At 60.9% G+C, this 13589-nt stretch carries 11 protein-coding genes; 7 read left to right on the top strand and 4 right to left on the bottom strand.

Features of this window, described 5'->3' with window-relative positions; translation table 11 throughout:
* Nucleotides 1–569: 569 nt before the first annotated feature.
* The gene (locus tag PXH66_RS05345) at nucleotides 570–776 is read left to right on the top strand and encodes a PEP-CTERM sorting domain-containing protein (RefSeq protein ID WP_330928532.1); all 207 of its coding nucleotides are present in this window, start codon (nucleotides 570–572) and stop codon (nucleotides 774–776) included.
* Here PXH66_RS05345 and PXH66_RS05340 read toward each other — a convergent pair.
* Nucleotides 773–3784 (bottom strand): serine/threonine-protein kinase, encoded by a 3012-nt coding sequence (locus PXH66_RS05340; protein WP_330928531.1) that lies wholly within the window; start codon nucleotides 3782–3784, stop codon nucleotides 773–775. The two genes, PXH66_RS05345 and PXH66_RS05340, sit on opposite strands and share 4 nt — an antisense overlap.
* 55 nt (nucleotides 3785–3839) lie before the next feature.
* The gene (locus PXH66_RS05335; protein ID WP_330928530.1) at nucleotides 3840–4418 is read right to left on the bottom strand and encodes an ECF-type sigma factor; all 579 of its coding nucleotides are present in this window, start codon (nucleotides 4416–4418) and stop codon (nucleotides 3840–3842) included.
* 414 nt (nucleotides 4419–4832) lie between these two features.
* On the opposite strand from PXH66_RS05335, the gene PXH66_RS05330 reads away from it, so the two are divergent.
* Nucleotides 4833–5861 carry a D-alanyl-D-alanine carboxypeptidase family protein gene (locus tag PXH66_RS05330; RefSeq protein ID WP_330928529.1) on the top strand — a complete coding sequence of 343 codons (1029 nt, stop codon included), beginning with the start codon at nucleotides 4833–4835 and terminating at the stop codon, nucleotides 5859–5861.
* An 18-nt stretch (nucleotides 5862–5879) separates the two neighbouring features.
* On the opposite strand, the gene PXH66_RS05325 is transcribed toward PXH66_RS05330, so the two are convergent.
* Nucleotides 5880–6614 carry a sulfite exporter TauE/SafE family protein gene (locus tag PXH66_RS05325; protein WP_330928528.1) on the bottom strand — a complete coding sequence of 245 codons (735 nt, stop codon included), beginning with the start codon at nucleotides 6612–6614 and terminating at the stop codon, nucleotides 5880–5882.
* A 154-nt stretch (nucleotides 6615–6768) separates the two neighbouring features.
* Here PXH66_RS05325 and PXH66_RS05320 point away from each other — a divergent pair, with 154 nt between their 5' ends.
* From PXH66_RS05320 to hemG, 5 genes are all read left to right on the top strand, one after another.
* Nucleotides 6769–7350, top strand: a complete 582-nt coding sequence (locus PXH66_RS05320; RefSeq protein WP_330932259.1) for a hypothetical protein — start codon at nucleotides 6769–6771, stop codon at nucleotides 7348–7350.
* A 69-nt stretch (nucleotides 7351–7419) separates the two neighbouring features.
* Nucleotides 7420–8439: a hypothetical protein gene (locus tag PXH66_RS05315; protein ID WP_330928526.1), complete on the top strand. Its 1020-nt coding sequence runs from the start codon at nucleotides 7420–7422 to the stop codon at nucleotides 8437–8439.
* Nucleotides 8440–8523: 84 nt separating this feature from the next.
* Nucleotides 8524–9495: an oxygen-dependent coproporphyrinogen oxidase gene (gene hemF, locus PXH66_RS05310; protein WP_330928525.1), complete on the top strand. Its 972-nt coding sequence runs from the start codon at nucleotides 8524–8526 to the stop codon at nucleotides 9493–9495.
* A 51-nt stretch (nucleotides 9496–9546) separates the two neighbouring features.
* Nucleotides 9547–10575: a uroporphyrinogen decarboxylase gene (gene hemE, locus PXH66_RS05305; RefSeq protein ID WP_330928524.1), complete on the top strand. Its 1029-nt coding sequence runs from the start codon at nucleotides 9547–9549 to the stop codon at nucleotides 10573–10575.
* Entirely contained in the window at nucleotides 10572–11945 is a 1374-nt protein-coding gene (gene hemG, locus PXH66_RS05300; RefSeq protein ID WP_330928523.1) for a protoporphyrinogen oxidase, read from the top strand. Before hemE ends, hemG begins: the two co-directional genes overlap by 4 nt.
* Here the strand turns inward: hemG and PXH66_RS05295 are convergent.
* Nucleotides 11942–13555: an ATP-binding protein gene (locus PXH66_RS05295; protein WP_330928522.1), complete on the bottom strand. Its 1614-nt coding sequence runs from the start codon at nucleotides 13553–13555 to the stop codon at nucleotides 11942–11944. The two genes, hemG and PXH66_RS05295, sit on opposite strands and share 4 nt — an antisense overlap.
* Nucleotides 13556–13589: the final 34 nt, after the last annotated feature.

Below are 13589 nucleotides of genomic sequence, written 5' to 3'. Positions count from 1 at the left end.
CAAAACGTTTAACACATTAACTTGTAGTATCTTATATTAAGACACCAACCGCCACACGAACCTAGGAAACCCCATTCACATGACCTCGACCTTTGAATGAAAACTCAACACCGCCATTCATGAAATCTAAATCCCGCCCCTGCCAAGTTTCACCTACCTGTTATAGCCGACGCCCTCTAGCGGCTGCGTTGCTGTTGATCTCACTATTCTTCGCGTTATCCGCGCGTGCGCAGATAACCATCATTTTCAATCAAACCGGCGGCGATGTCATCGCCAGCTATTCGGGTAATTGGGCGGTATCCGGTTTGTCGTGGACGACTCCGGGTCAACATTCGAACATCTCCGAGTTTAATTTCTATGCTATGGGCCAGGATAATGAAGAATGGTCGACCGCCTTTTCTACAGTTTCTGGATACTTGCCGTGGCTGAGCGTCGATGCCACTTCGGCAAGCGGAGATTCATTCGGGTTTGCGGTCAATGGCTCCATATACGGACCAGCGGGGTTTACTCCTAGCACAAGTATAGCCGGGTCGCTATTTTTCGCGGATAAATCACTAGCCGATCTAGGAATGTCATCCGGTGACTTCGGCACGCTCAGCGGGGCAGGCACCGTGAATTGGTCGGCCTCGCTCTCGGCCGTGCCGGAGCCGTCGAGCTACGCAGCGATGGCCGGAGCCGGAGTTCTGGGGTGGGTCTGCTGCCGTCGCCGCCGCAACACCGGGCAACACGGCGTTCCCATCGCGCAGACCGGAATCGCGGAGTCGGGCAGTTCCTAACCTTGAGCAGAGTCGTCTGCCGTCGGCTCGGCCACATCACCGGGCTGCGATGGCAGCGAGCGCCACCGGTCCGCCTCGGCCGTGCGCCCCAGGCCCTCGTAAAGTCGCACCACCCGGTCGCGCGCTTCATCGAGACGAAACTGCAAGTCGGCGGGAATGGTTGTCCCACGGTCTCGCAAACCGCGAAAGCCTTCCAACAACCGGGGTTCGGCCTCGTCATAACGTTGCTGTCCAAGGAGGGCCTCCCCGAGCAAGCTGTGGCTGTTGAATGTGGTCCAGGCGTCGGGTTCCTCTCGGTCCCGGAACGCGACCACCTCCCGCAAAATCGGCTCCGCCTCCGCAAATTCGTTTTCGGCCAGCAATTCGGTCGCGAGAACCGTCGCAACTCCCATCACGTGACCGGACGGCAGATTTTCGGCCTCGCGCGCGGCGGCCAACTGTTGGCGTCTCCAACCTACCGCGGTTGCGATATCGCCGAGCGCAGCATGCGAGTCGGCCAAACGCTCCAGCGCCCTTCTGCGGTAGGCGTGGCTCACGCCGAAGCGTGCAATGAGAGCCTCGGGAAGTGGATTGAGAACCGCGATCGCCTCCGCATAGCGCTTCAGATCGTAATAGGAGTTCGCAAGGTTGAGGGCGGTAATGAGCGTGTTCGGGTGATCGGTGCCGAAAACCTTGGCGACGACTGCCTGTAATTGCTCCTTCGTCTTGAGCGCGTCTTCTGGACGTCCATTTCTCCCGTAGACCATCGCCAGATTATTGAGGGCGGCGAGGGTGATCGGATGCTCGTCGCCCAGAACGCGCCGACCGGTCCCGGCCGCCTCCTCCAACAGGGGTTCACTCGCCACGTAGTTCTCTCGTTCGTTGTAGGTTCCCGCCAAGTTGATCAGCGCCGCGATTGTCTGAAAATGTTCGTCTCCCAACGCCTGGCGGGTGTTGGCCAGGAGTTCGAGTTGCAACACTTCGGCCTCCTCCAATCTTTCCAATTTACCATAGGTCTCCGCGAGATTGCTGAGGGTGTTGAGCGTCGCGGGATGATATTCCCCCAGCACCCTTTTGCGCGCGGCCAGCGCCCGGGTTTGCAGGTCCAGCGCCTCGTCGTCTCGATTGAGCAGCATGTAGGCGTTACCGAGGTTGCTCATTGCGAGGAGCGTATCCGGGTGCTCCGGGCCTAGGACGCGCAATCCATGGGCATAGACGTCTTGCTGAAGAGCAGCGCACTCCTCGAAGCGCCCCAGCAGATGGTAGGAGTCAGCCAGCTCGTTCATGGTTTCATAACGGCGGGGATAATCCGGGCCGAAACGCTCGGTTTGAGTCTCCAATATCCGACTCTGCAGTGTCGCGGCTTCTTCCAATTTACCTTGGTCGACGAAAGCACGCGCCAATAGCAAACCGACTGCCAACGTATCGGGGTGATCGTCGCCAAACTCGGCCTGACGCAGTTCCCATGCACGACGAAGTTGCGGTTCCGCGGCCCCCGCCTGACCGACGCCGATGTAGGATTGTCCAATGGCGGAACGGACGCCGGCTTCCGCCATGGGCAGCGCCTTGAAGCGATTACCGACTTGGACCGCCGCGCGATCCAAGGCCTCCCGGACTTTTAAATCAGGATTCGGCATTTCGCGCGCATCCGCCTGAACATTGCTATCGGCTTGGCGCAGCAGATCCTCCACCAGGAACTGATTGACCGCCGTTGCAGTGGCTGCCTCGCGCCGAGCTATGCGCTCCGCGTCGCGGGCGCGCAACGTCTGGCGCACACTGACAACGGTGGCACCGACCAAGATCAATGCCGCCATCACGACACTCGCACAAGCGAAGCGATGGCGGGCAACAAAGCGTTTGACCAGGTAAGCAACCGCGGGGGGATGCGCTAAAACCGGCTCCCGCCGCAGATAGCGTCGAACGTCGTCCGCCAGTTCCTGCGCACTCGCGTAACGCCGATCCCGATCTTTTTCGAGACAACGCATCACAATCCAATCGAGATCGCCGACCAAGACGGATCTGAGTTGTAGCGAGCCCGTGCGCCGTTTTTGCGCGACGGTTTGAGCGTCGTCCGCTGCCAGCGTGGCCAAACGACGCGATGGTCGCGACGGCGTCTGGTCACAAATAATGCGACGAATCTCCTCCATTCCGCTCCTCCGAAAGATCTCCGAACCGAAGGGCAATGCACCGGTGAGCATTTCGTAAAGCAGCACGCCCAACGCATAAACGTCACTTCGAGTATCGACGTCCCATTCCCGAGAATCCACCTGTTCGGGGCTCATATAGGGCGGCGTGCCCATCAGTTGATCCACGCGCGTAACCCAGCTTTTTTCCCCGAGTTGCCCTCTGGTGGCTTTGGCGATGCCAAAGTCGATGATTTTGGGAGTCGGCACCTCTCCTTCCATCGTGACCAGAATATTGGAGGGCTTGATATCACGATGAATGACCCCTTTCTGATGCGCGTGCTGCAGGGCGAGGCACACGCGGACGAAAAGGGTCAGACGCGCGTTCAGATCGAGTCGATGTTCATCGCAAAACGTCGTTAACGGCACGCCGTCGACGTATTCCATAACAAAATACAATCGTCCCGCAGTAGTCGTGCCGGCATCAAACACGCGGGCGATATCCGCGTGATTCATCATCGCCAAGGTCTGCCGCTCGAGTTCGAAGCGAGCAATCACCGCGCCGGTGTCCATCCCCAACCTGATGATCTTTAGCGCTACCTGACGCCTGACCGGTTGATGCTGTTCCGCCAGGAAAACGACCCCACCGCCACCTTCACCCAGTTTTCGGACAAAGGTATAGTTGCCGATAGAGTCACCGGGCTGTTCGCGAGCTTCTGCGGTCAACGGACCAAAGATAGGCTCTTCCAGAAAACTGCCGGACTGATCGTGAAACTCGAGCAAACTGCGGAGACGTTCACCCAAAGCCGGATCATTCTGACTCACTTGATCAAGTCGCGCCTCACGTTCTTCGCCATAAAGCGAAACCAACTCGGCAAAAAGAATTTCATCCGGTTTTGTATTCATCCCTCGATATTGACTTTGTAGATGTCACTCCGGCCTCAGTGCATTTTGGATCCCGTCACTCCAGCTGTTTAATCCGATTAACCTCCCGCAACAACCAAGCCCTCGCGTAACTCCAATCCCGCTCAGCGGTGCGCTGAGAAATCCCGAGAAGATCAGCCGCTTCCGCCAACGAAAGTCCCACGAAGTAACGATATCTCACCAAATCCGCTTTACGGGAGTCATGCGCCGCCAGCGCATCCATGGCATCGTTCACCAGTAGTAACGAGTCGTTATCAGGAGTCTCGGCGACATCGAAACCAGTGATATCCGCACTTACTCTAACCGCACCTCCCCCTCGGCGCAGCGCTTGTTTGCGGCGCGCATTATCGATGAGGATTCGCTGCATGATGACTGCGGCGGTGGCAAAAAACTGGGCCCGGTTCTCCCACGATTGGGAAGTGTTACCAGACAAACGAATCCAAGCCTCGTGCACGAGTGCAGTCGCCTGCAGGGTTTGGTCCCCGCTTTCATGGGAAATCTTCGCCGCCGCCATTCGACGCAGCTCATGATAAAGCAAGGGAAACAGCTCCCTCGAAGTTGCGGATTCTCCCGCCGAGGGAGTCGTGGGCGGGTTGGAGGCAGCAAGATGATTCATGGGAAGATTACGTGGGTGGTCCAAGATCGGTGATCGTCGGGTCGAAGGGACGAAGCCCGGCGACCTTTTTCATCTTTTTTGACACCTTCGCCCGATAAATTTTCGTGGGCACGTGCGGAGGGTAAAGTAGGCAACGGCAACGGCATTTGCATACGAAACAGACGCAGGGCTCGTTGAATCGCCACAATATATTTTCGACCCAAATTACTGCCATGCAGCACTTTTCATAATATTACCATAAAACCACTGAGGTCCTACCCCCGATCTGTTTATGATTTTCTCATCATCTCCCTTAATCGCAGAGGCGGAGCCATTCACTCGATCCAACATCGAAATTCAGAATTAAAATCCTTCCTTTACAGCCGGTCGCGAAGCCAGCGGAGTGAAATCATCTTGGCGCTACCGTTGTCACCAATGTCTTACCTCCGCAACCTGTTGGTCGCGTGTATGCTCATATGCTTCGCCAACGTCTCGCACGCCCAGGTCTACAAAGGCGCGATCGTCGTCAACGCCACCACGGGCGAGGTGCTGTTCGAGGATCGTTCCGACGTCGTCAGCCCGCCCGCCAGCGTGACGAAGTTAATGACGTTTCTCGTCATTCACGACGCCATCCAGGCCGGTGAGATCACGTTGCAAACTCCCGTCGAAGTCACCGCCGACGACGCCCGCATGGGCGGCACCCAGGTGTGGTTGAAACATCGCGAAGTGTTCCCGGTCGAGGAGCTGCTGTATGCACTCATGATTCAATCGGCCAACGACGCCGCGCACGCGTTGAGCCACGCCGCCGGCATCACCCGTGAACAGTTCGTGGACCGCATGAACGTCCGCGCCCGCGCCCTCGGCATGACCGATACCATCTGGCGGTCCCCGCATGGCCTGCCCCCGCGATCACGGCGGCTGGATGAAACCGACCAGACTTCGCCACGCGACCTCGCCAAACTCTCCCGCGCCTTGCTCAAGGAAACCGACGTCCTGCGTTACTCCTCGATCGAGCGCCGCCCGTTCGGCACCGGCGTGCGCGCCAAACCGGTGATGATGGACAACCACAACAATCTGATCGGCAAAGTCCGCGGTATCGACGGCCTCAAAACCGGCTTCACTCGTGCCGCCGGTTTCTGCCTCGCGGCCACCGCCGAACGCGACGGTCGCCGCATTGTTGCCGTGATCATGGGCAGCCCCACCTCCAAGGAACGCGACATCAAGATGGCCGAACTTATCGAGGACGCATTTGCCAAAATCCCGACCGGGCCCTTCCAGCGCATGCCCGCCGAATCAAAGCCCGCCGCCCCGGTCCCCCCCGCCACCGCTGATCCGGAACCCGCCCCCGCCCCGCTGCTGCAATTCACTCCCATCTCCCTCGACGACGAGGACTCCGACGACGCAGCGGATGAAGCCCCCGGAGACGAAGAACCCGAGACGGTTCGGTTCGAACTGCCCTACTGAAGGGCTGTCCCGTATGGCTCAATGCTCGTGCTGGAGCACAAACGCGATGACGCCGAGCACGACAAAAAGCACCGCGAGCAGGCCCGCTTCATAGTGTTCAAAGCGTTCGATGCGTAGCCGTTCGCTCCCCTTCAACGTCAGCCACGTGAGTAGCGTCATCCCACCCACCGCACCAAGCGCGAGGATGAGACTGAGCACCACGAATCCCCGCCAACCAAACTGCACGCCCGACAAATAGATCGGCAAAAAGCCTTCGCACGGTGAGAGCGTGAGCATGACAAACAACCCGCTCACCGCCGCCCAGTCGCCCCGATCCGGCTTCACCAACGGCGTGCCCTTCAGCTCCTCTTCCCAATGCGTGTGACCATGATCATGTTCGTGTGAATCACAGGCCTTGCTCGGCGCGTGCTCGCTCCCCGGAGGGTGATGATGGCACACTCCGCGCCCCGTCCACTGGCGGTAGCCGTAATAAATCGCGATCGCAAACAAGAGCCCCGATGTCACGAGGGGGAACGCATGGCCCAACGATTCATCCAACCGGAATCCAAACCACGCGATCGCCAATCCCAACAGACTGGTAAGCGCCACGTGTCCCAGACCCGCGCCGGCCACCATCGTCAATGTCCGCAAGGTCGTCCACCCCCGCGCCCGTCCCACCAGCACGAAGGGCAGCCAATGCGTCGGGATCGCCGCATGCAAAAACGCCACGGCGAAGCCAGTGGCGGCAATGGTGGCGAGGGCGGTGTCGTTCATGGGAGAATGGATTCGGCAGCGATGAAGCCTCCCATCCATCGGGAAGGGGCCCGCGCTGTCCAATGCGAACTCTAGCAAACTCGTCAATAGGCCCATCCGCGCACTTTTTCCTTAAGGTTCTCCCCCGCGCCCCGATATGAGATCAACCACCTCTATGCGCTCACCTCATTCTGCTCTCGGATCACTCGCCGCTATCGCCGGCATGATCTCCGCTCCCCATGCCACCGCCCAACTCACGTTGTCGGACCTCTCCGATATCTCGCTGGGCGACTACAACGACTCGGTGCTCGAGCTGGACATCGACGGTGACAGCGTGACCGACTTCAACATCTCGGTCTTCAATACCTTCTCTTCCGGACTCAACAGCCTAGGAACCAACGCCTCCGCCGAGAATCTCGGGTCACTCCAAGTCTTCGAGTTGGGCGACTCCATCAACAGCGGCTGGGATTTCAATTCCTACAGCACGTTTAACGACTTCGTCAGTGGCGGCACCCAATATGTGGGGGTCCAATTCGACATCTCCGGCAACACCCATTTCGGGTGGTTGGAATTCAATTTTCTCAACACCGAATTCATCGACGGCACCTTGGTCTCGGCCGGCTGGCAGGCTACGCCAGGAGCCACCGCCACCATCAGCGCCCTTTCCGCCGTGCCGGAACCCGCCAGCGCCGGGCTGTGGAGCGGCATTGCCGCCAGCATGGTCGGATTCTGGCGACGTCGACGCCGCACCTCCTGACCCGGAGTTGCCTCGCTCCCGGGATTCCGGGTTGCGATTCCCTTCGCGTGCTCACCAGCGTCTCGCCTCGTGAGTATCAGTCACCTCATCGCCCAAGCCCGCTCCCTCGACCTCACCGCGTCGCCGGAGCAGCGGCGCGTCACCCAGCGCGTCCTCGAACCGCGGCTCCCGGCCGTGACCTCGCGACTCGCGGCCTTGCGCGCCGAAGTCGACGCATCCCATGCCGACCGCATTCAAGCCGCGGCGTCATCCGACTCCGCTCACTCCGGTGCCTACGGCGAGATCAACTGGGCCCGCTACCCGATCGGGTTTTGCCGCCACATTCGCGACGCCGTGAAAGAGCGGCTGCCCCGCGATCCCATTTTTCAGGAACTCCTCGCCGCCGGGGTCGTGATCAAACCCGTCTTCATTTTCCTGCAGGGGTCCTATTTCCAAAACGCCCTGCAAATCGGCAACTACTACGTCGACGTCGCCAACGACACCGTGTTTCCCGAGAAACCCAAGCTGGAGTGGGCCCCGATCGACGAAGTTGATTTTGAAAACGTGGAGACGTGGCCGCGCTTTGCCACCGTCGCCGAGACCTACCTCAAGGTGGCGCTCTACCCCAACACCCTGTTCCCGCTCGCGTTTCCCGCCGCCCCATTTTTGGCCGTGCGTTCCAACGGCCGGATCGACCTGCTCGTCTCCCAGCATCAAATCGCCCTCAAGGATCTTGGCGACGACCTCCGTCGCACGCGGACTCTGCTCGATGATCCGGTTCTGATGGAACGCCGTCTCCCCGAGCCCTACCGCGCCCTGCTCGAACACAAACTCGGAGGCAACCTCTTCGCCCAGTTCCCACTCGAGTTTGCCCCGTCCACGATCGACGACATCCGCGACCGGATCGTGCCCGAGTTCCAACAGCTCCTGCACCAACCCGACGCGAAGGCCTTTCCCGTGATCACCGAATACTTTAAACTGGTTGAACGCGCATCCCACCAGCTTCGGCGCTACGACTTGCGACCGTCGCCCGCCGAGCTCAACTCATTGCGCGACCAGGGCGAGTTGCCTCCGGCGTCAGCTTCGCCAGCGCATTGGAGTCTCGACTGACCATCTCGCGGCGAGAATCCGTTCCCGTTGACGGACCGGTCTTGTCCCCGGCCCCACTCCCACACTCAATACCGGCCCGCTCTCATGCCCGAAGCCACCGCTCCCGACCTCACCGCCGTCCGCACCTACCTGCTCGATTTGCAGGACCGCATCTGCGCCGGACTCGAACTAGAGGAAACCGGCTCTGCCCGTTTCGCGACCGATGCATGGACCCGTGCCGCCGGCGGCGGTGGCCGCACCCGCATTCTCACCGAGGGCGAGGTGATCGAAAAAGGCGGCGTCGCGTTCTCCCATGTTTTTGGCGACCAACTCCCGCCCTCCGCCTCCGCCCATCGCCCCGAGATCGCCGGTAAACCCTGGCAAGCCATGGGCGTCTCCCTCGTCATCCACCCGCGCAATCCCTACGTGCCGACCAGTCACGCCAACGTGCGTTTTTTCGTCGCCGATCCGGACGGCGAAAATCCGGTGTGGTGGTTCGGCGGCGGGTTCGACCTCACGCCCTACTACGGATTCACCGACGACGCCGTGCATTGGCACCGCACCGCGCGCGACGCCGTCGCGCCCTTTGGCGACAGTTACTATCCGAAGCTCAAAGAATGGTGCGACGACTACTTCTTCCTCAAGCATCGCCAGGAACCACGCGGCGTGGGCGGTCTGTTTTTCGACGACTTCAATGAACTGGGTTTCGACCAAAGCTTCGCGTTCATGCGCAGCGTCGGTGATCACTTCCTGCCCGCCTATCAACCGATCCTCGCCCGCCGCAAAGCCACCGCCTGCGGCGAGCGCGAACGCGACTGGCAGCTGTATCGGCGCGGCCGTTACGTGGAATTCAACCTCGTCTGGGATCGCGGCACTCTCTTCGGCTTGCAGAGCGGCGGTCGCACGGAGTCGATCCTCATGAGCCTCCCGCCCCACGTCTCCTGGAAATACGACTACCAGCCGGAACTCGGCACTCCCGAAGCCGACCTGCTCACCACCTACTTGAAACCACAAGACTGGTTGAACTTTTCAATCACGGATGAACCGGAAGGAACCCAAATTCAAACCAACCCCTGATCCGTGTTCTCTGTCTCCATCCGTGGTTAAACAAATCCTGACTCTCCGCCCATGACTTCCCGTGAACGTTTCCTCGCCGCCTGCGCCTGCCAACCGCTCGACCGCCCGCCGATCTGGGTGATGCGCCAAGCCGGGCGCTACCTGCCCGAGTATCGCGAGCTCAAAGCCAAGTCGTCGTTCCTGCACATGGTGCGCACGCCGGAACTCGCCCTTGAAGTCACGATGCAACCGTTGCGGCGCTACGCGCTCGATGCCGCGATTCTCTTTTCCGACATCCTCACCATCCCGGAGGCGTTAGGGCAGCCCTATCACTTCCGCGATCAGGGCGGCATCGGCATGGAGTATCGCATCGAAACCCGCGCCCAAATCGATGCCTTGGCCGGGGCCGACGCCGTGCCCGAAAAACTCGCCTACGTGCCCGCCGCGCTGCGACTCATTCGTCAGGAAGTAGCGGATACGAAAGCGGTGCTCGGCTTTGGCGGTTCCCCTTGGACGCTGGCCACCTACATGGTCGAGGGTGGCAGTTCCTCCGACTTTGAACGCATCAAGCTGTTGTTCTATACCGACCGCGCGATGTTCGATGCCCTGCTCGAAAAGCTCACGGCCGCACTCATCACGTATTTCAAGATGCAGATCGAAGCCGGGGCCGATGCCATTCAGATCTTCGACTCCTGGGGCGGCATCATCGCCGGGCCCGACTACGAAGCCGCTTCCCTGCAATGGATCAAACGGATCGTGGCGGCCATGCCGGCCGATTTTCCCATCATTCTCTACGCCAAGGGCACGGCGCCCCATCTCACCGACCAGGCGTTCAGCGGCGTGCGCGTCGTGAGCATTGACTGGACCAGCGACCTCGCCATCGCGCGTCGCAACCTGCCCGCCAATGTCGCCGTGCAGGGCAATCTCGACCCCGTGCTCATGCAGACCGAACCCGAGATCGTCGCCCGCGAAACGACGCGTTTGCTCGAATCGATGCGCAACTTGCCGGGACATATTTTCAACCTCGGCCACGGCATCACCCCGCGGGCCAAACTCGCCTGCATGGAGTCTCTGGTCGCGACGGTGACGAACTGGAAATGAGCGCCCCCCGACGCGTAGCAATCATCGGCGCCGGCGTCACGGGATTGAGCGCCGCCTACCACCTGCATCGCGCCGGAGCCGCCGTGCGGGTCTTCGAACGGTCGGACCGCGTGGGCGGGCCCGTGCATAGCACGCGGGACGGGGATTGGCTCGTCGAATCGGGTCCCAATTCGATCCAGGAAAGTTCGACCGAGCTCACGCGCCTGATCCAGGACATTGGACTCGACGAGGTCCGCAGCCCCGCTCAGGCCGCCGCGCGCAACCGCTACATCCTGCGAAATGGTCGCCCCGTCGCCGCCCCGTCTTCGCCTCCCGGGATTCTCACCTCCTCGTTGTTTTCTCTTGGCGGAAAATTCCGTCTGTTCGGCGAAGTGCTCAAGCGCCCCCGCGTGCGCCGCTCCGACGTGAATTTGGCCGATTTCGTCCGGTCGCACTTTGGCGACGACATTGTCGACTATGGTCTCAACCCCTTCGTTTCGGGCGTATACGCGGGCGATCCGGAGAAATTATCCGCCAAACATGCCTTTCCCTCCCTGTGGAAAATGGAACGCGAAACCGGCTCGATCATTCGCGGGCAAATCAAGGCGGCCAAACAACGACGGGCCAGCGGCGAGTCGGCCGGACCTCCCGCGATCATTTCCTTCCAAGACGGCCTCGGCATGCTGCCGCTCGCCCTGGCGAAACAGTTGCCCCCGGACGCGATCGAGTTGGGAGCCAGTGTGAACAGTCTCGTGCGGAGTGCGGACGGCTGGAAGCTGGTCTGGAATCGGTCGGAGCAAACCCAGACCGAATCGTTCGACCGCGTCCTGCTCGCGCTGCCGGCCGCGGCGCTGGCCCGCCTCTCCATCGGCTCGTTGGGCGAGTGCCCCCTGGCGGCCTTGGCAGACATCGACTACCCCCCGGTATCCGCGCTCTTTTTGGGCTATCGGCGCGAGCAGGTCTCGCACCCGCTTGATGGGTTCGGACTGTTGATGCCGCAGAAGGAGCACCGTCAAATTCTGGGCGTATTGTTTTCTTCGTCCCTGTTCGCCGGACGCGCTCCGGCGGGACACGTCGGGCTGACCGTCATGATGGGTGGCGTGCACCGCCGCGACCTGGGCACCGCTTCTCAGGAACAGCTCACGAAAATCGCCCGCGCAGAACTGGCCGCGGTGATCGGTGTCACCGGGGAGCCGGTCTACGCCCGATTACGGCAATGGCCCCGCGCCATTCCTCAATACACCCTGGGTTACGAACGCTATGTGAAAGCCATGGAGCAATGCGAAAACCAGCACTCCGGCCTGCTCATCGGCGGGCATGTGCGCGACGGCATCTCGCTGCCCAATTGCCTGAGTGCCGGAGCCAAACTCGCCCGGCGCGCGCTCGCTTAGCCCACGCTCGCATCGAGGTCGACCGACGATCGATCCGATCCGGCATCCAGGGCACTGCGCACCCTGCGGGCCAGTGCATTGGGCCCAAACGGCTTTTGCACAAACCCCACCCCGCGCTGCAGCGTGGTGGCGCTGATGATCGAACGATCGGTGTATCCCGACATGAACAGGACGCGCGTCTCCGGCGAAACCAACCGCAGCCAATAGGCCAACTCCTTGCCATCCATGCGGGGCATCATCACATCGGTCACCAAAATCTGGATGCGTCGGCATCCGTGCGCTTTCGCCAGCTCGAGCGCGTGCGCGCCGTCCTCGGCGGTCAGCACCGTGTATCCGAGATCCTCCAGATTGATCCGCACGAGATTGCGGACCGTGGGATCATCCTCGGCCAACAGCACGGTTTCGTTCCCGGTGGGCCTCACGCCGGGATCGGTGGCACCGGTCCGGCCCGGCGACTCGTAACTGGTCGGCAGAAAGAACCGCACCGTGGTGCCCGCGCCCTCCTTGCTGCCGACCATGATTTGCCCGCGGTTCTGGTGCACGATACTGTAACAGGTCGCCAGCCCGAGGCCGGTGCCTTTGCCCTCGGATTTCGTGGTGAAAAAAGGCTCAAACAGTTGCGACTGCACTTCCGGTGACATGCCCGTGCCGGTGTCTTCCACCGCCACCTCGACATAGGTGCCTTCCGGCATGCCCAGGGTGCCGACCACGGTCGCATCGGGCAAAGTGAGTGCACGGGTCGAAATCGTGAGGGTCCCGCCCTGGGGCATGGCGTCGCGGGCGTTGACCGCGAGGTTCAGGATCACCTGCTCCATCTGCGTGGAATCCGCCCGGACCACCATCTCCTGCTCATCGAGCCGGGTCACCAGGGTGATGTTGGCATCCATCAGACGTTCCAACAGCTTTTGCATGTCGCGCACGACGTGATTGAGATCAAGCGATCGCGGCAGCACGGCGTGACGCCGACTCAAGATGAGCAATTGGCGACACAACGCCGCCGCCCGTTGCGAGCCATCCACAATGCACTCCGCGTGACTGCGGGACCTGGGATCGGGCAGCGTGGCCATCAGGATCTCGGAGTAACCGATGATCGCCGTCAGGATATTATTGAAATCATGGGCCACACCTCCGGCCAGACGACCAATCGCGTCCATTTTTTGGGCCTGCCGCAATTGCTCTTCGATCCGCTTGCGCTCCGTGATGTCTTCGATGAACCCCTCATAATAGAGGAGACGCCCGCGATCGTCGCGAACGGCCCGCGCGTGCTCCGATATCCAGATCACTTCGCCGTCCTTGCGCAGGACCTGATACTCCATGCCCCGCACCTCCCCGCGCAGATCCATGAGTCGCATGAACTCTTCCCGCACCGCCGGGTCGGCGTAGATGTTGCTGGAAATATTCTCAACCCCGTCGACCAACGCCGACGGCGATTCATAGCCGTAGAGCCGGGCCAACGCCGGATTCGCGAGCAGAAAACGCCCATCAGAGGTGGATTGAAAAATACCTTCGACGGCATTCTCGACAATACTCTGATAGCGTTGGAGCGACGACGGAAACGGCGGCACGCTCCCCTCCTCCGGGCCAGGCGGCGGGGTATTCAAATGGTTCATGGATGGTGCCCGGTGCCGCAAAGGTTGTGCCAAA

The sequence above is a fragment of the Synoicihabitans lomoniglobus genome (assembly GCF_029023725.1).
Taxonomy (GTDB): Bacteria; Verrucomicrobiota; Verrucomicrobiia; order Opitutales; family Opitutaceae; genus Actomonas; species Actomonas lomonigloba.
The sequence above is the reverse complement of the archived record's forward strand: the minus strand, read 5'-3'. Positions and strand labels throughout refer to the sequence as shown.

Coding starts and splice junctions, on each gene's coding strand:
- PXH66_RS05295 (WP_330928522.1), bottom strand. CDS start 13,555: ATGAACCATTTGAATACCCCGCCGCCTGGCCCGGAGGAGGGGAGCGTG.
- hemE (WP_330928524.1), top strand. CDS start 9,547: ATGACTTCCCGTGAACGTTTCCTCGCCGCCTGCGCCTGCCAACCGCTC.
- hemG (WP_330928523.1), top strand. CDS start 10,572: ATGAGCGCCCCCCGACGCGTAGCAATCATCGGCGCCGGCGTCACGGGA.
- PXH66_RS05325 (WP_330928528.1), bottom strand. CDS start 6,614: ATGAACGACACCGCCCTCGCCACCATTGCCGCCACTGGCTTCGCCGTG.
- PXH66_RS05330 (WP_330928529.1), top strand. CDS start 4,833: ATGTCTTACCTCCGCAACCTGTTGGTCGCGTGTATGCTCATATGCTTC.
- PXH66_RS05335 (WP_330928530.1), bottom strand. CDS start 4,418: ATGAATCATCTTGCTGCCTCCAACCCGCCCACGACTCCCTCGGCGGGA.
- PXH66_RS05345 (WP_330928532.1), top strand. CDS start 570: ATGTCATCCGGTGACTTCGGCACGCTCAGCGGGGCAGGCACCGTGAAT.
- PXH66_RS05320 (WP_330932259.1), top strand. CDS start 6,769: ATGCGCTCACCTCATTCTGCTCTCGGATCACTCGCCGCTATCGCCGGC.
- hemF (WP_330928525.1), top strand. CDS start 8,524: ATGCCCGAAGCCACCGCTCCCGACCTCACCGCCGTCCGCACCTACCTG.
- PXH66_RS05340 (WP_330928531.1), bottom strand. CDS start 3,784: ATGAATACAAAACCGGATGAAATTCTTTTTGCCGAGTTGGTTTCGCTT.